The organism is Acidovorax sp. GW835-FHT14G06 (assembly GCF_058793595.1).
Window position 1 is genome coordinate 478,001 of record NZ_JBXAGA010000001.1, and the last position, 18,039, is coordinate 496,039.

The window sequence follows — 18,039 nt, forward strand, 5'->3', positions numbered from 1 at the left end:
CTGGGGGTGCACATGGCACATCTACAAAAGGAAACCGCCGCACGTTGCCGAGCGGCGGTGTCAGATCAAGGGCAGATTATGCCGCTTTTGCTGCGGCTCAAGCCAGCAGTTGGGCGTGCAATTCCTGCACCGAGTACACGTCGAGCTTGTCGAGGTACTTCATGCCTTCTACGGCGGCCTCTGCACCAAAAATGGTGGTGAAGGTCGTGACGCGAGCCAGCAGCGAAGACGTGCGGATGGCCCGCGAATCAGCGATAGCGTTGCGGCGTTCTTCCACTGTGTTGATGACCATGACAATCTCGTTGTTCTTGATCATGTCCACGATGTGCGGACGGCCTTCAGTGACCTTGTTGACCACCACCACCGGTACGCCCGCTTCGGCAATGGCTGCAGCAGTGCCCTTGGTTGCCACCAGCTCGAAGCCCAGCGCCACCAGCTGACGCGCGATATCCACCGCGCGGGGCTTGTCGTTGTTCTTCACGGTGAGGAACACCTTGCCCGAGGTCGGCAGCTTGGTGCCGGCACCCAGCTGGCTCTTCACGAAGGCTTCGCCAAAGGTCTTGCCCACGCCCATCACCTCGCCCGTGGACTTCATCTCCGGACCGAGGATGGTGTCCACGCCAGGGAACTTCACGAAGGGGAACACGGCCTCCTTCACGCTGAAATACGGCGGTGTCACTTCCTTGGTGATGCCCTGCGAAGCCAGCGTTTGGCCCGCCATGCAACGTGCGGCAACCTTGGCCAGCTGGATGCCTGTGGCCTTGGAAACAAACGGCACCGTGCGCGAGGCGCGGGGGTTCACTTCCAGCACGTAGATCACGTCCTTGCCGTCCACTTCCTGGATGGCGAACTGCACGTTCATCAAACCCACCACGTTCAGGCCTTCGGCCATGGCGGCAGACTGGCGCTTGAGCTCGTCCACCGTGGCTTGCTTGAGATAGTAAGGGGGCAGCGAACAGGCCGAGTCACCCGAGTGCACACCGGCTTGCTCGATGTGCTCCATCACGCCACCGATGAAGGTCTTGCCTTCGGGGTCGCGCAGGCAGTCCACATCGCACTCGATGGCGTCGTTCAGGAAGCGGTCCAGCAGCACAGGCGAGTCGTTGCTCACCTTCACGGCCTCGCGCATGTAGCGCTCCAGGTCGCGCTGCTCGTGCACGATTTCCATCGCACGGCCACCCAGTACGTAGCTGGGGCGCACCACCAGGGGGTAACCCAGCGTGGCGGCTTTTTCCAGAGCCTCGGCTTCGGTACGCGCCGTGGCATTGGGCGGCTGGCGCAAGCCAAGGTCGCCCAGCAGCTTCTGGAAACGCTCGCGGTCTTCGGCGGCGTCGATCATGTCGGGGCTGGTGCCAATGATTGGCACGCCCTCGGCTTCCAGGCCCAGTGCCAGCTTGAGCGGCGTCTGGCCGCCGTACTGCACGATCACGCCGTGTGGCTTTTCCTTGTCCACAATTTCGAGCACGTCTTCCAGCGTTAGCGGCTCAAAGTACAGGCGGTCGGAGGTGTCGTAGTCGGTCGAAACCGTTTCAGGGTTGCAGTTGACCATGATGGTCTCGTAGCCATCCTCGCGCATGGCGAGTGCGGCATGTACGCAGCAGTAGTCAAACTCGATACCCTGGCCAATGCGGTTGGGGCCACCACCCAGCACCATGATCTTCTTGTTGTTGGTGGGCGCAGCTTCGCACTCATCCTCATAGGTCGAGTACATGTAGGCCGTGTTGGTGGCGAACTCTGCGGCACAGGTGTCCACGCGCTTGTACACAGGGCGCACGTTGAGGGCACGGCGCGCTTCGCGCACGGCCTTCTCCGAGGTCTTGAGCAGCTTGGCCAGACGGCGATCGGAAAAGCCCTTCTTCTTGAGCGCGCGCAGCGTGTCCGCACTCAGGCTGGCCAGGGCAACCTCGCCCTTGTCCACGGCCAGTTGGTCCAGTTCGAGTTCGATCTTCACGATCTCTTCGATCTGCACCAGGAACCACTTGTCGATCTTGGTGAGGTCGTACACCTCGTCCACCGACAGGCCCATGGCAAACGCATCGCCCACGTACCAGATGCGCTCGGGGCCGGGCTCGCCCAACTCCTTCTCCAGCACTTCGCGGTCCTGGGTCTTTTCGTTCATGCCGTCCACGCCCACTTCCAGGCCACGCAGGGCTTTCTGGAAGGACTCCTGGAAGGTGCGGCCCATGGCCATCACCTCACCCACCGACTTCATTTGCGTGGTCAGGCGGCTGTCGGCCGTGGGGAACTTCTCGAACGCAAAGCGCGGAATCTTGGTGACCACGTAGTCGATCGAGGGCTCGAACGATGCAGGCGTGGCGCCGCCGGTGATCTCGTTCTTGAGCTCATCCAGCGTGTAGCCAACTGCCAGCTTGGCCGCTACCTTGGCGATGGGGAAGCCTGTCGCCTTGGACGCCAGTGCCGACGAACGCGACACGCGCGGGTTCATCTCGATGACGATCATCCGGCCGTCCTTCGGGTTCACCGAGAACTGCACGTTGGAGCCCCCGGTGTCCACTCCAATTTCACGCAGCACCGCCAGCGAGGCGTTGCGCATGATCTGGTATTCCTTGTCGGTCAACGTCTGCGCGGGGGCCACGGTGATCGAGTCGCCGGTGTGCACGCCCATGGGGTCCAGGTTCTCGATGGAGCAGATGATGATGCAGTTGTCCGCCTTGTCGCGGACCACTTCCATCTCGTATTCCTTCCAGCCGAGCAGCGACTCTTCAATCAGCAACTCGTTGGTGGGCGAGGCTTCGAGGCCGCGCTTGCAAATGGTCTCGAACTCTTCGGGGTTGTAGGCAATGCCACCGCCGGTACCGCCCAGCGTGAAGCTGGGGCGGATCACAGTGGGGAAACCCACGGTCTTTTGCACGGCCCAGGCTTCGTCCATGCTGTGGGCGATGCCGGAGCGCGCGGAGCCCAGACCGATTTTGGTCATGGCGTCCTTGAACTTCAGGCGGTCTTCGGCCTTGTCGATGGCTTCAGGTGTGGCACCGATGAGCTCGACCTTGTACTTGTCGAGCACGCCGTTGTGCCAAAGGTCCAGCGCGCAGTTCAGCGCGGTCTGGCCACCCATGGTGGGCAAGATGGCGTCGGGGCGCTCCTTGGCGATGATCTTCTCGACCGTCTGCCAAGTGATGGGCTCGATGTAGGTGACGTCGGCGGTGGCCGGGTCGGTCATGATCGTTGCAGGGTTGCTGTTGATCAGGATGACCTTGTAGCCTTCTTCGCGCAGGGCCTTGCAGGCCTGCACGCCGGAGTAGTCGAACTCGCAGGCCTGGCCGATGATGATCGGGCCAGCGCCGATGATGAGGATCGATTTGAGGTCTGTGCGCTTTGGCATTATTTCTTCTCCATCAGCGCGGTGAAGCGGTCAAACAGGTAGGCGATGTCGTGCGGGCCGGGCGATGCCTCGGGGTGGCCCTGGAAGCAGAACGCTGGCTTGTCGGTGCGCTCCAGCCCTTGCAGCGTGCCGTCGAACAGGCTGATGTGCGTGGGGCGCAGCGTGGCGGGCAGCGAGGCCATGTCCACGGCAAAGCCGTGGTTCTGGCTGGTGATGCTCACACGGCCGTTGTCCAGGTCTTTCACCGGGTGGTTGGCACCGTGGTGGCTGTTGTCCATCTTGAAGGTCTTGGCGCCGCTGGCCAGGGCCATGATCTGGTGGCCCAGGCAGATGCCGAAGGTGGGCACGCCGGCATCAACGATCTGGCGTGTGGCTTCAATGGCGTAGTCGCAAGGCTCTGGGTCGCCAGGACCGTTGGACAGGAACACGCCGTCCGGCTTCATGGCCAGCACGTCGGCCGCAGGCGTCTTGGCAGGCACCACGGTGAGCTTGCAGCCACGTTCGGCCAGCATGCGCAGGATGTTCTTCTTCACGCCGAAGTCGTACGCCACCACATGGAAGCGCGGCGCAGCCTGTTGGCCATAGCCTTCACCCAGCTTCCACTCGGTCTGGTCCCAGGCATAGGTCGAAGGGGTGGTCACCACTTGCGCGAGGTCCAGGCCCTTCATGCTGGGCGCAGCCTTGGCAGCTGCCAGGGCTTCGTCGATGCGCGCCTGCGTGACGGACTCACCGGCCGCCAGACCCAGGATCGCGCCGTTCTGCGCACCCTTGTCGCGCAGCAGGCGGGTGAGCTTGCGGGTATCGATGTTGGCAATGGCCACCGTCTTTTCGCGCACAAGGTACTGCGAAAGCGTTTCGGTGGATCGGAAGTTGCTGGCCAGAAGGGGCAGGTCTTTGATGATCAGGCCTGCAGCATGGACCTTGTCGGCTTCGATGTCTTCCGCATTGACGCCGTAATTGCCGATGTGCGGATACGTCAGGGTGACGATCTGCTGGCAGTAGCTGGGGTCGGTGAGGATTTCCTGGTAGCCGGTGATGGCGGTGTTGAACACCACTTCACCGACCGTGGTGCCGGTGGCACCGATCGAGTTACCGATAAAGACCGTGCCGTCTGCGAGCGCCAGGATGGCGGGCGGGAAGTTTCCCTTGAGAGACAAAAGCACTGGGTTCTCCGGATGGTTACGGTCGCCCGGCGCCTGCAGACCACTCGCACACTCGAAGCGCGATGGTGCCAATGGCTGCTCTCAGATGGGTTGTTGCTTTGGGTGCGGTCGGGCGACGCTGTTGCGAGAAAAGCTCCCGATTATACCCTCCGTCGCTGACACCTCCGCAATGCACGCCTTGCATAACCCTGATACCAGCGTCTATGACCTGCGGGCCCAAGGCTCGCCCTGAGCGCCCATAGCACCGCGGCGGGCGCAGACAGGTTCAGCGCCCTGCCCCGCTCGCGTGCAGGCAGATGGCTGCAGCCGCTGCCACGTTCAGAGACTCCTCGCCACCGGGCTGGGCGATACGGATGCGCAAGGCAGCTCGATCCTCCAGAGCCGGACTGACGCCTTGCCCTTCGTGGCCCAGCACCCACGCACAAGGCCAAGGCAAGGCTGCACGGTGCAGAAAATCGCCTGCGTGCGAGCTGGTGACCAGCAGCGGCACCTGCAGGGCAGCCAGATCATCCAGCGCCAGCCCCTCGATCAGGTCGAGCGCGAAATGCGCCCCCATGCCAGCCCGCAAGACTTTGGGCGACCACAACGCGGCGCTGCCTTTGATGGCCGCCACCTGACGGAAGCCGAAAGCCGAGGCGCTGCGCAGGATGGAGCCCACGTTGCCCGCGTCTTGCACCCTGTCCAGCACCACAGTGGCTGCATCGGGCCGCAGGCACTCCGCTGCGGGCAGTTCCAGGATAAAGCCCATATGCGCGGGAGACTCCAGCCCGCTGATGTCTGCAAACAGCGCATCGGCAAGCACTATGAATTTCGTAGCTGCTTGGGCATATTCAATCTGCGCTTGTGGCCAAAAAGACTCTGAAAACACCGCCACCGATGCCCGCAGCCCCCGAGCGAGCGCAGCGCGGCACAAATGATCGCCTTCAAGCCAGACACGGCCCTGCTTGCGGTACGCCGTCGTGTCCTGGGCCAGACGGCGCAAATCCTTGACGAAGGTGTTATCGCGGGAATGGATGGCGGTCACGGACGAGGATGTCATGGCAAATTTTCAGTGCCCGGTCAGGAGCCGGTGCGCAGGTTCTGGGCCACAGGCGCAAACGAGCGCCGGTGGTAAATGCAGGCACCGTGCTCGCGCAAGGCTGCCATGTGCACGGCCGTACCGTACCCCTTGTGGCCGGCAAAGCCGTACTGCGGAAACTCGTCATGCACCTGCGCGCACCAGCGGTCGCGATGCACCTTGGCGAGGATGGAGGCCGCCGAGATGGCAGGCACCAACGCATCGCCCTTAACGATGGCCTCCGCCGGAACGTCCAGCACGGGCAGCCGGTTGCCGTCCACCAGCACCATGGCTGGTTTGAGCCGCAGCCCCATGACGGCACGGCGCATGGCCAGCAGCGTGGCCTGCAGGATGTTGAGCTGGTCGATTTCTTCCACGCTGGCCTCGGCAATGCTGCAGCACAGGGCCTTGGCGCGGATCTCGTCGTAGAGCTTCTCGCGCCGAGCGGCCGTGAGTTTCTTGGAGTCGGCCAGGCCTGCAATAGGGTGCAGGTCGTCCAGGATCACGGCGGCGGCCACCACTGGCCCGGCCAAGGGGCCACGGCCGGCCTCGTCCACCCCGGCCACCAGGCCGGGGGGATGCCAGGGCAGGCAGGCCTGCTCAGGCAGCGGGGGCGAGGATCTTCTGGATCGCATCGGCAGCCAGTTGGGGAGTGTTGCGCAGCAGGCTTTCGTGCAGGGCCGTAAAGCGCTGCTCCAGCGCCGTAATTTTCAGCGGTTGTTGGCGCCGCGCATCCAGCCAACGCAGCGTGGCTTCACACAGCGCCTGCGGCGTGGCGGCATCCTGGATCAGCTCAGGCACCACGAACTCACGGCACAAAATATTGGGCAGGCCTACCCAGGGTTGCAACTGCTTGCGGCGCATGAGCCACCAGCTGAGCGGGTGCATGTGGTAGCCGATAACCATGGGCCGCTTGAAGAGCGCAGCCTCCAGCGTCGCGGTGCCGCTGGCGATCAAGGTGGCATCACACGCCGCGAGCACGGTGTGCGACTGCCCCGTAGTGATTTGCAAGGCCCCCCCCAACCCACACGAGCGCGCCACTTGTTCGATGCGGTCGCGCAGTGCGGGCACCGCAGGCACTATCAATTTGATAGCTGGCCGCGCTTTCAGCACTAGCGCTGCAGCCTCAAAGAATGGCTGCGCGATGTACTGGATCTCGGAGGACCGGCTTCCCGGCAGAATGGCCAGCACCTCATCAGAGTCCTGCAGACCGAGTTGCGCCCGGGCGGCAGCGCGGTCCGGCACCATGGGAATCACGCCTGCCAGCGGGTGCCCCACATAGGTGGCAGCAATGCCGTGCTGAGCGAGCAGCTCCGGCTCAAACGGGAAGATGCACAACACATGGTCTGCACTGCGGCGGATTTTTTCGACACGGTCGGCGCGCCACGCCCAGATCGAGGGGCAAACGAAGTGCACAGTCTTGATGCCAGCGGCGCGCAAATCGGCCTCCAGGCCCAGGTTGAAATCGGGCGCATCCACACCAATGAACACATCAGGGCGGTCTTTGAGCAGACGCTCACGCAGCTGCTTGCGGATGCCCAGCAACTCGCGCAGCCGGCGCAGCACTTCCATGCTGTAGCCGTGCACCGCCAGCTTGTCGCTGGGCCACCAGGCAGTAAAGCCACGGCGTGCCATCTGCGGCCCGCCAATGCCGCGGGACTGGAGCCCAGGCCAATGCGCTTGCATGCCATCGATGAGCAAGCCTGCGAGCAGGTCGCCCGACGTCTCGCCCGCCACCATGGCGACGCGGGGGGAAGCGGCCATTACCGAGCCCTCAGCGCGCTATGCCGCGCGTTGCGTCGGCCAGGAACCGCTCCATCATCGCGGCATCCTCGCTGGCCTGCGGTGCGGACTGTGCCAACTCTGCAATGGCGGCGCGTGCGGCCTCCAGCGTGAGGCCCTGGCGGTAAATCAGCTTGTGCATCTGCTTGACTGCGGCAATGCGTTCGACCGAGAAGCCACGGCGGCGCAGCCCTACCACGTTGTAGCCACGCACGGCCAGCGGATTTCCATCCACCAACATGAAGGGTGGCACATCCTGCGACACAGCGCTGGCAAAGCCCACCATGGCATGAGCACCAACCTTGACGAACTGGTGGATCCCAGTGAGCCCTCCCACCGTCACCCAATCGCCCAGATGCACATGGCCTGCCAGCGTGGTGTTGTTGGCCAGCGTGGTGTGGTTGCCCACATGGCAATCATGGGCGATATGGGTGTACGCCATGATCCAGTTGTCATGGCCCACGGAGGTGATACCACCGGCCTGGGGCACACCCAGGTTCAGCGTGCAGAACTCGCGGATGGTGTTGCGGTCACCGATGACCAGCTCGGTCGGCTCGCCTGCGTACTTCTTGTCTTGCGGGATCGCGCCGATGGAGTTGAACTGGAAGATGCGGTTGTCAGCACCAATCGTGGTGCGCCCGTCAATTACGCAATGCGCACCGACCGTGGTCCCCGCACCAATGGACACGTGTTCGCCGATGACTGAATATGGCCCCACTGTGACCGTGGGGTCCAGGCGGGCACCGTCCGCAACGATGGCAGTAGGGTGGATATTACTCACGATCCAACAGGCCTGAACCGATCAACCCACGCTGCGCATGGTGCACATGAGCTCGGCCTCGCAGGCCACCTCTTCGCCCACGCTGGCCACGCCCTTGAACTTCCAGATGCCACCGCGCACGCGGTCGATGGTGATGGTCAGGATCAACTGATCGCCGGGCTCCACAGGGCGCTTGAAGCGCGCGCCGTCAATGCCGACAAAGTAGTAGATGTTGTTCTCATCGGGCACCTTGCCCATGGCATCGAACGCCAGCAAGCCTGCAGCCTGGGCCAGTGCTTCCAGGATCAACACACCCGGCATCACCGGACGGCCAGGGAAATGCCCCATGAAATAGGGCTCGTTGAACGTAACGTTCTTGATGGCCTTTATGCGGGTGTTGCTCTCCAACTCGATCACCTTGTCCACCAGCAAAAACGGGTAACGGTGGGGCAGTTGTTTGAGAATTGCGTGAATATCCATCATCGAGTTGTTCTTCCGTTCATGCTGCCTTGAGGGCCTGCTCCAGCGCCTTGATACGCTCGCGCAGGCTGTGCAATTGTTTGAGTGTGGCAGCGTTTTTTTCCCAGCGCGCATTGTCGTCGATGGGGAACATGCCGGTGTACTGGCCGGGCCGGGTCAGCGAGCGCGTCACCACCGTGGCGGCCGAAATATGCACGTTATCGGCCAGCTCCAGATGCCCCAACACGATGGCCCCGCCGCCCACAGTGCAATGCGCCCCGATGGTGGCACTGCCCGCCACACCCACGCACCCAGCCATGGCCGAGTGTTTGCCGATCCGCACGTTGTGGCCAATCTGGATCAGGTTGTCGAGCTTCACGCCATCTTCGACCACCGTGTCCTGCAGCGCACCCCGGTCGATGCAGGTGTTGGCGCCAATCTCGACGTCATCTCCAATGCGCACGGCACCCAGTTGCTCGATCTTGACCCACTGCCCGTTTTCCGGCGCAAAACCGAAACCGTCGGCCCCAATCACCACGCCCGGATGCACGATGCAACGCGCGCCGATATGACAGCCCTCACCCACGGTGACACGCGACTTGAGCACGGTATCGGCGCCCACCGTGGCACCCCGCTCGACCACGCACAACGGACCAATGGTGGCCGAAGGGTGCACCTGTGCCGAGGGATCAACCACTGCACTGGGATGCACGCCGGATGGCCGCGCGGGCGCATTGCGCTGCCGCCACAACTGGGTGGCCCGGGCGAAGTACACGTAGGGGTTGTCAACCACAATGCAGGCACCACGCGCCAGTGCGGCGTCGCGCATGGTAGGCGCCACAATGACACAGGCCGCCCGGGAGGCGGCCAGTTGCTGTTGGTAGCGGGGGTTGCTCAGGAAACTGAGGTCTCCTGGGCCCGCGACCTCCAGTGGCGCAATGCGGGCGATGGCGGTTTCCCGCCCCCCTCCTTCCAGCGAACCACCGAGCGCATCAACAATGTGCCCGAGAAGCAAGCTGCTCACGCGCCACCTGTCCTGCGCAGCGGCTTACTTGGCAGCAGCAGCGGCATTCAGGGCCTTGATCACCTTGTCGGTGATGTCGTGCTTGGGGTTGATGTAGACGGCCTCTTGCAAGATCACATCGTACTTCTCGGCCTCGGCAACCTGCTTGACCACCTTGTTGGCACGTTCCAGCACTTGCGACAGCTCTTCGTTCTTGCGAGCACTGAGGTCTTCCTGGAATTCACGGCGCTTGCGCTGGAAGTCACGGTCCTGATCCACCAGCTGGCGCTGGCGCGCGGTGCGCTGGCTCTCCGCCATGGTGGGTGCTTCACGCTCAAACTTGTCGCTGGCAGTCTTCAGGGTATTGCCCAGATCCACCAGCTCCTTCTCACGACGGGAGAACTCCTGCTCCAGCTTGGCCTGCGCAGCCTTGGCTGTGGTGGCTTCACGGAAGATGCGATCAGTGTTGACGAAACCGGCTTTGAACTCTTGCGCTTGTGCAGGGGCTGCGATGGCAACGGTGCCAAGCAGCAAGGCCACGGAGAGATGGCGAGAAAAGGATTTCATTAGAAAGACGTTCCAATCTGGAATTGCAGTTTCTGGATTCTATCGCCGGCAAACTTGCGCACTGGCTGCGCAAATGCCAAACGCAAGGGGCCGAGCGGCGAAATCCAGCTCAGACCCAGGCCCACGGAGGCACGCATGTCACTGAAGGTAACTTTGTCGTTCTCGCCGTACACATTCCCCACGTCCAGGAACGTGAAGATCCGCAGGGTCCGGTCATTGCCAGCGCCCGGGAACGGAGCAATCAACTCGGTGTTCAGCGTGATCTTCTTGGGACCGCCCAACGATGCCCCGGTCACATCACGCGGGCCCAGGGTACCCTGGTCGAAACCACGCACCGAACCAAGGCCACCGGAGTAGAAGTTCTTGAACACAGGGAATGGACGGCCGTTCAATCCCTTGCCATAGCCCGCCTCGCCATTGAATGCAATGGTGAAGCGCTTGTTGAGGGGGATGTATTGCTGATACTGGTAATTGGCCCGCACATAGCGCGCATCGCCCGCCACGGACCATTCGGAATTGAGGCGCTGGTAACGACCGGAATTGGGTGCCAGAGCGCTGTCCCGGTCGTCACGGGACCAGCCCACCGTCAAGGGAATCGACGTGCTGCTGTAGCCGAACTTGTCGGCATAGAACAGGTAAGTGGCCGGAATGTTCGTCCCGGGCTTGATGCGGGTTTGCTCCAACCCGCCGCCAAAGAACACCGTGTCGGTCTCGCTGAAAGGCACCCCAAAGCGCACGGAGGTCCCCGTGGTGACCAGTTGGTAGTTACCGCCCTGGTCCTCATAAGGCTTGTCGGTGCGGTAGTACACATCGAGCGTGCGCGAGATGCCTTCGGGCGTGAAATACGGATTGGTCGTGCTGAATACCAGGGTGCGCCGGTACTTGCTGGTGTTGACGTCGATGCCCAGGTAGTTGCCTGAGCCAAAGATGTTCTCCTGCTTGATGCCAAAGGAGAGCGACGCCTTCTCAGCGCTTGAAAAACCCACGCCCAGTTGCAACGAACCGGTGGGCTTTTCTGCCACGTTGATCACCAGATCGACCTGGTCGGGCGAACCTGGCACTTCCTGTGTCTCCACGTTCACTTCTGTGAAGAAGCCCAGACGATCCACGCGGTCGCGGGACAGACGGATCTTGTCGCCGTCATACCAGGAGGCCTCGTACTGGCGGAACTCTCGGCGAATGACTTCGTCGCGCGTGCGGTTGTTGCCGCTCACGTTGATACGGCGCACGTAGGCGCGGCGCGCTGGTTCGGCCTGCAGCACGAAATTGACACGGTTGTTCTCGCGGTCAATTTCGGGCACGGCCTCCACGCGGGCAAATGCAAATCCAAAACGGGCGAAGTATTCGGAAAACGCCTTGGTGGTTTCAGTCACCTGGTCAGCGTTGTAGGGCTCACCGGGGCGGATGGTCACCAGCGACTTGAACTCGTCGTCGCGGTCCAGATAGTTGCCCTCGAGCTTCACGCCCGACACCACATACCGCTCGCCTTCAGTCACATTGACGGTGATGGAAATGTCCTGCTTGTCCGGAGAGATGGCGACCTGCGTGGAATCCACACGGAACTCCAGGTAGCCGCGCTGCAGGTAATACGAGCGCAGGGTTTCAAGGTCGGCATTGAGCTTGGTGCGCGAATAGCGATCGGACTTGGTGTACCAGCTCAGCCAGCCCCCCGTATCCTGGTCGAACAGACCCTTGAGCGTCGATTCGTTGAACGCCTTGTTGCCCACGATGCGCACTTCCTTGATGCGCGCAGGCTCACCTTCGGTCACCGTGAAAGTCAGGTTCACGCGATTGCGCTCAATGGGCGTCACCGTGGTCACCACCTCGGCGCCATACAGGCTCTTGTTGATGTACTGACGCTTGAGCTCCTGCTCGGCACGGTCGGTGAGCGCCTTGTCGTAAGGGCGCCCTTCCGTCAGACCCACCTCGCGCATGGCTTTTTTGAGGGCATCCTTGTCGAACTCCCGGGCACCAGCAAAGTCCACATCAGCCACCGTGGGGCGCTCTTCCACCACCACCACCAGCACGTTGCCACTGGCTTCCAGGCGCACGTCCTTGAAAAGCCCCAGGCCGAACAGGGCACGGATCGCAGCTGCACCTTTTTCGTCGTTGTAGTCGTCACCCACCCGCAGGGGCATGGACGCAAACACGGTACCGGGCTCCACACGCTGCAAGCCTTCCACGCGAATGTCCTGCACCTTGAATGGCTCCAGAGCCCATGCCGCATTGGCGGCAAAAATCATGGCTGCAACGGCCGATGCGGTACGCACGCCCAGGCGATTGATGTGTTTTTTCATGAATGAAGCAGGAGCCGCAGTTGCAGGGCAAGCGCAGCAAAAGTGTTAGCCAAAGAGCCGGGTGATATCGTTGAACAGGGCTATGGACATCATGACCAGCAGGATCGCAACGCCTCCACGCTGCAGTCGCTCCATCCATGCGTCCGACACACCCCTGCCCGTGACACCCTCCCAAAGATAATACATCAGGTGCCCACCGTCCAAGACAGGCAGCGGAAGCAGGTTCAGCACTCCCAGGCTCACACTGATGAGGGCGAGAAAGATAAGGTACTGAGTCAGCCCCATGCTGGCGGAGCGGCCTGCATAGTCGGCAATGGTCAAGGGGCCACTCAGGTTCTTGAGCGACGCCTCGCCGATCACCATACGGCCCATCATGCGCAGGGTCAGCAGCGACACATCCCAGGTCTTCACCATGCCGCCCCACAGGCCATCGACTAGCCCGTAGTCCACCGTGACAAACTCCGGCGTGGCCCCCACATAAGCGCCAATGCGCCCCACCGTATTGCCGGGCTCAGTCACGGCGTCGGGCAACACATCCAGCGTGATCACCTGGCCACCGCGCTCAATGCGCCATGGCTGCGCCAATGGTTCGTTACCGCGCACCGACTGCCGGATCAACTCGCGCAGTTGCTGCCCGTCCACCACATCGATCTGCCCCACCTTGAGCACCACATCACCTTGGCGCAGACCAGAACGCTCGGCCGCACTTTGTGTCATGACCTCGCCCAGCACGGGACGGGTCCAGGGGCCGAGGATGCCAACCTTGCGAAACAGCTGGGCATCAGCCTCGCGGCTGTCGATCCGGGACATGTCGAGCACGACCTCGCGGTGGCCCACGCCATGGGCGGACTGCACATCGAGACGTACGTTCAGCCCCTCCAGCGCACCCCGGGTTAGCAGCCAGCGCAGGTCTTCAAACGAGCGAACCGGCTCCAGTTCTTCGGCGCCCAATGCGGCGCGCTCCACCAGTTCGCCACCACGCAAACCGGCACTGTGTGCGACCGAGCCCGCCGCAGGACTCGCAAGAATGGCCCGGGGCTCTTCAACGCCATTCCAGTTCACGACCGAATACAGCAGCACTGCGAGCAACAGATTGGCAATGGGCCCAGCAGCGACGATGGCGGCACGCGAGCGCAGGGGTTGGGTGTTGAAGGCCAGATGACGCTCTTGTGCAGGCACGGGTGCCTCGCGCTCGTCCAGCATGCGCACATAGCCCCCCAATGGGAAGGCTCCCAGCACAAACTCCGTGGGAGAGCCCTGGGGCTGCCAGCGCAGCAATGGCTTGCCAAAACCCACGGAGAACCTCAATACCTTGACCCCACAGGCCACCGCCACGCGGTAGTGCCCGTATTCGTGCACCGCGATCAGAAGACCGAGGGCCACGATGAAGGCAGCGATAGTGAGCAGCATGGAAGGATGGTTCCTGAGTTGGACGACAGTCAGGCAGCCAGACGGCCCGCCACATGTTCTGCCGCATGGCGAGCCTGGGTGTCCAGATCCAACAATGCGGCGAGCGAATCGGGCTTGGAGGGCGAAACTGCGTCCAAAGTTGCAAGGTTGACCGCATGAATATGGTCAAAACGCAGCCGACCGGACAAAAAAGCGCCCACAGCCACCTCATTGGCAGCATTCAGCACCGCCGTGGTTCCCTCCGCCGCCTTCAGGGCCTGCCAGGACAGGTGCAAACCCGGAAAACGAATGGCGTCCGCGTCCTCGAACGCCAGGGCGCTCAGGGTGGAGAAATCCAGTTTGCTGGCACCGCTGGTGATGCGCTCGGGCCAGGCCAGGCCACAGGCAATGGGCACTCGCATGTCGGGGGTACCCAGCTGCGCCAGGATGGAGGCGTCCCTGAACTGAACCATCGAATGGATGATCTGCTGCGGGTGGATGACCACCTTGATCTGGTCCGGGTGCAGATCAAATAGCCAGCGCGCCTCGATGACCTCCAGGGCCTTGTTCATCATCGTGGCCGAATCCACTGAAATCTTGCGTCCCATCGAGAAGTTGGGGTGTGCGCAGGCCTGGTCAGGGGTGATTTGCGCCAACGTGGACGGATCCCGCTGACGGAACGGGCCGCCCGAGGCAGTGAGCAGGATGCTGTCCACCCGGTCAGTCCAGGTGGCAGGGTCTTCTGGCAAGCACTGGAAGATCGCAGAGTGTTCGCTGTCGATGGGTAGCAGTGTGGCACCACCGTCGCGTACGGTCTGCATGAACAGCCCACCACCCACGACCAGTGCTTCCTTGTTGGCCAACAGCAATCGTTTGCCTGCGCGCGCCGCAGCCAGACACGGAGCCAGACCGGCGGCCCCCACGATAGCAGCCATTACGGCGTCAACCTCATCATGGGCCGCTATGATTTCAAGAGCATCTTGCGCTTGTATCACTTGCGTCGGGAGGCTGTTAGCCTGCAATTTTTCCGCCAGCAGCGCCGCATGGGATGCGCTGGCCATCACTGCGTAGCGAGGGCGAAACTGCGCGCATTGCTCCAGCAGCAGGTCCACTTGCGTCGCAGCGCTGAGGGCAAACACCTCGAAGCGCTCGGGGTGGCGTGCCACCACATCCAGCGTGCTGGTCCCAATGGAGCCGGTGGAGCCGAGAACGGTGAGTCGTTGTTTCATCATGGGGTCGTCAGGCTCGTGAGCATCATGGCCAGGGGCAGTGTGGGCAGCAAGGCATCCACGCGGTCCAGCACGCCGCCGTGTCCGGGCAGCAGGCCACTGCTGTCCTTGACACCAGCGCTGCGCTTGATGAGCGACTCCACCAGGTCACCCGACACGCTCATGGCGACCATGAACAACGCCGCAATCACCAGCATCCACCAGCCCTGTTGTGCCATGCGGGTGTAGAAACTGGGCACTGCCGCCTGCCAGTGGGCATCGGCAGCCGCCCAGACAAAGGCCATCACCATCACCCCTGCCAGGCCACCCCACACACCCTCCCAACTCTTGCCGGGGCTGATCGAGGGTGCGAGCTTGCCTTTGGTAAACCGCAGTCCCAACGCACGGCCCGCAAAGTAGGCAAAGATGTCCGCCACCCACACAAGCAGCAGCACCGACAGCAAAAAGTTGATGCCCACGTTGCGCGCCTGCACCACGGCCAGCCATGCCAACCACAAGGCCAACACCCCAGCAACCAGGCGCAAACCGGCCGGTATGCGGGGCCAGCCGGGCACCCCGGCCTTGAGCAGCCAGGCAGCAGCCAAGACCCACAGCCCGCCGCCCACCACCCACAGCGCAGTCAACGGGCGATCGACCCAGCCCAGCGCCCACGACCCGGCGCACAAGGCCACACAGGCAACACCCACCGCCACGGAACCTGCTTGGCCGAAGCCGCTCAGACGACCCCATTCCCAAGCCCCGGCAGCCATCAGAACCAACACGACCAGCGTGAACGGTATGGTGTTGGCGTAGAAAAGCGCGGGCAACAAGATGGCCAGCAGAACAAGGGCTGTGATGACGCGCTGTTGAAGCATGGGGGCTTTCAGAACCTGTTCAGGTTCTCAACCCGGCATCGGATCAGGATGCGCGGACAGAATCTGTTCAGAGGTTTTGCCAAAACGGCGCTCGCGGCGGCTGAAGGCGTCGATGGCCTCGTCCAGGGCGGACTCATCGAAATCGGGCCACAGCCGGTCGCTGAAGAAGAACTCGGAGTATGCCGATTGCCAGAGCAAAAAGTTGCTGATCCGCATTTCTCCCCCGGTGCGGATCACGAGATCGGGGTCGGGCACGTGGGCCAATCCCATCGCATTGTGCAGACTGGCCTCGGTGATGGGCTCGCCACGGGCAGCCAGCGATGCAGCCGCCTGCGCGATGTCCCAGCGGCCTCCGTAGTTGAAGCACACGTTGAGCACCAGGCGGGTGTTGTCCGCCGTGGCGGCTTCTGCCTGACCCAGGCCGTCTCGCACCTTGGGCGAAAGGCTGCCACGTTCGCCCACAAAATGAAGACGCACGCCGTCTTTCTTGAGCTGGGGCACCTCGCGCGCCAGCGCCATCGCCAGCAGCTCCATGAGGCCGGAGACCTCGTCGGCGGGGCGGTTCCAGTTTTCGGAAGAAAACGCAAAAACAGTGAGCACACCAACGCCGCGCTGCACGCAAGCGCGTGCGCAGCGGCGAAGTGAGTCAACCCCTTGCTTGTGGCCGGCCAGACGCGGCAGAAAGCGACGCGTAGCCCAGCGGCCGTTGCCATCCATGACGATGGCAATGTGGTGTGGCACCACCGGAGATACAGACATGGGAATGTTCAAGCCCTGGGGGCTCAAACCGCCATGATTTCCTGCTCTTTGGCGGCCACCAGCGCGTCGATCTCGGCGATGTGCTTGTCGGTGAATTTTTGCACTTCCGTTTCGGCGCGCTTCTGGTCGTCTTCGGACGCCAGCTTGTCCTTGACCAGTTTTTTGACGGATTCGTTGGCATCGCGGCGCAGGTTGCGCACGGCGATCTTGGCGCTCTCGCCCTCGTTGCGCGCGAGCTTCGTCATTTCCTTGCGGCGCTCTTCGCTCATGGGGGGCATGGGCACGCGGATCAGGTCGCCCATGGAAGCCGGGTTCAAGCCCAGGTCGCTTTCGCGGATGGCCTTTTCAATCTTGGCGCCCATGCCCTTTTCCCAGGGCTGCACGCTGATGGTGCGCGAATCGATCAACGCCACGTTGGCCACCTGGCTCAGTGGAACCAGGGAGCCGTAATACTCAACCTGCACCGTATCGAGCAGGGCCGGATTGGCACGACCGGTGCGGATCTTCTGCAGGTTGTTCTTGAACGCGGTGATGGACTGGTCCATCTTGGTTTCAGCAGTCTTCTTGATGTCGGCAATCGTCATGTTTTCTCCTCGGGCCGACCTGCATGCAATGCAGGCCTTTCCATCGTGATCAAGCGTAAACCAGCGTACCTTCGTCTTCGCCCATCACCACGCGCTTCAAGGCGCCGTGTTTGATGATGGAGAACACCTTCACGGGCAGCTTCTGGTCACGGCACAGGGCGAAGGCAGTCGCGTCCATGATGCCCAGATTGCGGGACATGGCCTCGTCAAAGCTGAGCTTGGTGTAGCGCGTCGCCGTGGGATCCTTCTGGGGGTCGGCAGTATAAACGCCGTCCACCTTGGTAGCCTTAAGCACCAATTCGGCGCCAATTTCCGCGCCACGCAAGGCAGCTGCTGTGTCGGTGGTGAAAAACGGGTTGCCCGTACCGGCCGCGAAGACCACGACCTTGCCCTCTTCAAGATACTGCAGCGCCTTGGGGCGCACATAGGGCTCGACCACCTGCTCGATGGCAATGGCGGACATCACGCGGGCCACCAGGCCCTGCTTGTCCATGGCGTCGGCCAGGGCCAGGGCGTTCATCACGGTGGCCAGCATGCCCATGTAGTCGGCGGTGGCACGGTCCATCCCGACCGAGCCCCCGGCGACACCACGGAAAATATTGCCCCCACCGATCACCACGGCCACCTGGACACCCAGGCGGGTCACTTCGGCGATCTCCTCGACCATGCGCACGATAGTGGCGCGGTTGATACCGAAGGCGTCATCCCCCATCAGCGCCTCACCAGACAGCTTGAGCAAAATGCGCTTATGGGCTGGTGCAGCGTTGGACATGGGAAATTTCTCCAGTAAGTG

The 18,039-nt window shown here is 62.5% G+C and carries 16 protein-coding genes; all 16 read right to left on the reverse strand.

The features are described from left to right. Positions 1-97 precede the first annotated feature (97 nt). Positions 98-3,343 carry a carbamoyl-phosphate synthase large subunit gene (carB, locus tag AC1Q64_RS02110; protein ID WP_291433155.1) on the reverse strand — a complete coding sequence of 1,082 codons (3,246 nt, stop codon included), beginning with the start codon at positions 3,341-3,343 and terminating at the stop codon, positions 98-100. After that, positions 3,343-4,506 (reverse strand): glutamine-hydrolyzing carbamoyl-phosphate synthase small subunit, encoded by a 1,164-nt coding sequence (carA, locus tag AC1Q64_RS02115; protein ID WP_291433156.1) that lies wholly within the window; start codon positions 4,504-4,506, stop codon positions 3,343-3,345. The genes carB and carA overlap by 1 nt, the downstream gene beginning before the upstream one ends. A gap of 265 nt (positions 4,507-4,771) precedes the next feature. Further along, positions 4,772-5,545, reverse strand: coding sequence for a TrmH family RNA methyltransferase (locus AC1Q64_RS02120; protein ID WP_492250278.1), 774 nt, complete (start codon positions 5,543-5,545; stop codon positions 4,772-4,774). 20 nt (positions 5,546-5,565) lie between these two features. After that, positions 5,566-6,198, reverse strand: a complete 633-nt coding sequence (gene rnhB, locus AC1Q64_RS02125) for a ribonuclease HII (RefSeq protein ID WP_291433158.1) — start codon at positions 6,196-6,198, stop codon at positions 5,566-5,568. Beyond that, positions 6,164-7,327: a lipid-A-disaccharide synthase gene (gene lpxB, locus AC1Q64_RS02130; protein WP_492250279.1), complete on the reverse strand. Its 1,164-nt coding sequence runs from the start codon at positions 7,325-7,327 to the stop codon at positions 6,164-6,166. Before lpxB ends, rnhB begins: the two co-directional genes overlap by 35 nt. A gap of 10 nt (positions 7,328-7,337) precedes the next feature. After that, a complete protein-coding gene (gene lpxA / locus AC1Q64_RS02135; protein ID WP_291433162.1) occupies positions 7,338-8,126 on the reverse strand; it encodes an acyl-ACP--UDP-N-acetylglucosamine O-acyltransferase in 789 nt (262 codons plus the stop codon). Positions 8,127-8,147: 21 nt separating this feature from the next. Continuing rightward, positions 8,148-8,588 (reverse strand): 3-hydroxyacyl-ACP dehydratase FabZ, encoded by a 441-nt coding sequence (gene fabZ / locus AC1Q64_RS02140; protein WP_291433164.1) that lies wholly within the window; start codon positions 8,586-8,588, stop codon positions 8,148-8,150. A 16-nt stretch (positions 8,589-8,604) separates the two neighbouring features. Next, positions 8,605-9,588: a UDP-3-O-(3-hydroxymyristoyl)glucosamine N-acyltransferase gene (gene lpxD, locus AC1Q64_RS02145; protein ID WP_291433166.1), complete on the reverse strand. Its 984-nt coding sequence runs from the start codon at positions 9,586-9,588 to the stop codon at positions 8,605-8,607. A 24-nt stretch (positions 9,589-9,612) separates the two neighbouring features. Further along, a complete protein-coding gene (locus AC1Q64_RS02150) occupies positions 9,613-10,134 on the reverse strand; it encodes an OmpH/Skp family outer membrane protein (RefSeq protein WP_056067203.1) in 522 nt (173 codons plus the stop codon). Continuing rightward, positions 10,134-12,431, reverse strand: a complete 2,298-nt coding sequence (gene bamA / locus AC1Q64_RS02155; RefSeq protein ID WP_291433170.1) for an outer membrane protein assembly factor BamA — start codon at positions 12,429-12,431, stop codon at positions 10,134-10,136. The genes AC1Q64_RS02150 and bamA overlap by 1 nt, the downstream gene beginning before the upstream one ends. A gap of 45 nt (positions 12,432-12,476) precedes the next feature. After that, complete coding sequence (gene rseP / locus AC1Q64_RS02160; RefSeq protein WP_492250280.1) at positions 12,477-13,841, reverse strand: RIP metalloprotease RseP; 1,365 nt, start codon at positions 13,839-13,841, stop codon at positions 12,477-12,479. Positions 13,842-13,870: 29 nt separating this feature from the next. Next, positions 13,871-15,049: a 1-deoxy-D-xylulose-5-phosphate reductoisomerase gene (ispC, locus tag AC1Q64_RS02165; RefSeq protein WP_492250327.1), complete on the reverse strand. Its 1,179-nt coding sequence runs from the start codon at positions 15,047-15,049 to the stop codon at positions 13,871-13,873. Next, entirely contained in the window at positions 15,049-15,903 is an 855-nt protein-coding gene (locus AC1Q64_RS02170) for a phosphatidate cytidylyltransferase (protein ID WP_492250281.1), read from the reverse strand. The genes ispC and AC1Q64_RS02170 overlap by 1 nt, the downstream gene beginning before the upstream one ends. Before the next feature lie 27 nt (positions 15,904-15,930). Continuing rightward, entirely contained in the window at positions 15,931-16,662 is a 732-nt protein-coding gene (uppS, locus tag AC1Q64_RS02175; protein WP_056067194.1) for a polyprenyl diphosphate synthase, read from the reverse strand. Positions 16,663-16,685: 23 nt separating this feature from the next. Further along, complete coding sequence (gene frr, locus AC1Q64_RS02180; protein ID WP_056067192.1) at positions 16,686-17,246, reverse strand: ribosome recycling factor; 561 nt, start codon at positions 17,244-17,246, stop codon at positions 16,686-16,688. Positions 17,247-17,295: 49 nt separating this feature from the next. Further along, positions 17,296-18,018 carry a UMP kinase gene (gene pyrH / locus AC1Q64_RS02185; protein WP_008906712.1) on the reverse strand — a complete coding sequence of 241 codons (723 nt, stop codon included), beginning with the start codon at positions 18,016-18,018 and terminating at the stop codon, positions 17,296-17,298. Positions 18,019-18,039 lie beyond the last annotated feature (21 nt).

What these genes read in the sequence shown, in the direction of transcription:
- uppS (WP_056067194.1), bottom strand. Translation starts at nt 16,662, where the DNA reads ATGTCTGTATCTCCGGTGGTGCCACACCACATTGCCATCGTCATGGAT.
- fabZ (WP_291433164.1), bottom strand. Translation starts at nt 8,588, where the DNA reads ATGATGGATATTCACGCAATTCTCAAACAACTGCCCCACCGTTACCCG.
- pyrH (WP_008906712.1), bottom strand. Translation starts at nt 18,018, where the DNA reads ATGTCCAACGCTGCACCAGCCCATAAGCGCATTTTGCTCAAGCTGTCT.
- frr (WP_056067192.1), bottom strand. Translation starts at nt 17,246, where the DNA reads ATGACGATTGCCGACATCAAGAAGACTGCTGAAACCAAGATGGACCAG.
- lpxB (WP_492250279.1), bottom strand. Translation starts at nt 7,327, where the DNA reads ATGGCCGCTTCCCCCCGCGTCGCCATGGTGGCGGGCGAGACGTCGGGC.
- carB (WP_291433155.1), bottom strand. Translation starts at nt 3,343, where the DNA reads ATGCCAAAGCGCACAGACCTCAAATCGATCCTCATCATCGGCGCTGGC.
- AC1Q64_RS02120 (WP_492250278.1), bottom strand. Translation starts at nt 5,545, where the DNA reads ATGACATCCTCGTCCGTGACCGCCATCCATTCCCGCGATAACACCTTC.
- rseP (WP_492250280.1), bottom strand. Translation starts at nt 13,841, where the DNA reads ATGCTGCTCACTATCGCTGCCTTCATCGTGGCCCTCGGTCTTCTGATC.
- rnhB (WP_291433158.1), bottom strand. Translation starts at nt 6,198, where the DNA reads ATGCGATCCAGAAGATCCTCGCCCCCGCTGCCTGAGCAGGCCTGCCTG.
- ispC (WP_492250327.1), bottom strand. Translation starts at nt 15,049, where the DNA reads ATGAAACAACGACTCACCGTTCTCGGCTCCACCGGCTCCATTGGGACC.
- AC1Q64_RS02150 (WP_056067203.1), bottom strand. Translation starts at nt 10,134, where the DNA reads ATGAAATCCTTTTCTCGCCATCTCTCCGTGGCCTTGCTGCTTGGCACC.
- AC1Q64_RS02170 (WP_492250281.1), bottom strand. Translation starts at nt 15,903, where the DNA reads ATGCTTCAACAGCGCGTCATCACAGCCCTTGTTCTGCTGGCCATCTTG.
- bamA (WP_291433170.1), bottom strand. Translation starts at nt 12,431, where the DNA reads ATGAAAAAACACATCAATCGCCTGGGCGTGCGTACCGCATCGGCCGTT.